Here is a 245-nt window from a genome sequence, read left to right as displayed (position 1 = left end):
GCCGATTGTTGCCGCAGTGCCGGCGAGGTGGACGAAGACAACATCCGGTGCATAGCTGCGAAGGAGGTCCCGGTACCGGCGTTTCAGCGCGGAGCAGGCAACAATCGGCGGGACTCCCGCGCCGCCGTCGTCCTTCCCTGCAAGCAACTGCCCTAGCCGGGCTAGCCACGGCTCCCGGTCCGTGTCCGTCAGCGGATCCCCGGCGGCCATCTTTTGCTTGTTGGCTGCAGGGTGGAAATCATCCC

1 pseudogene is annotated in these 245 nt (G+C 66.1%); it reads right to left on the bottom strand.

Annotation, left to right across the window (positions count from 1 at the left end):
- Positions 1–245, bottom strand: a pseudogene (locus tag SB764_RS43665) (gluconokinase); the annotation flags it as partial.

The organism is Paraburkholderia sp. SIMBA_027 (genome assembly GCF_046535315.1).
GTDB lineage: Bacteria > Pseudomonadota > Gammaproteobacteria > Burkholderiales > Burkholderiaceae > Paraburkholderia > Paraburkholderia tropica.
This window is presented reverse-complemented; position numbering and strand designations above follow the sequence as displayed.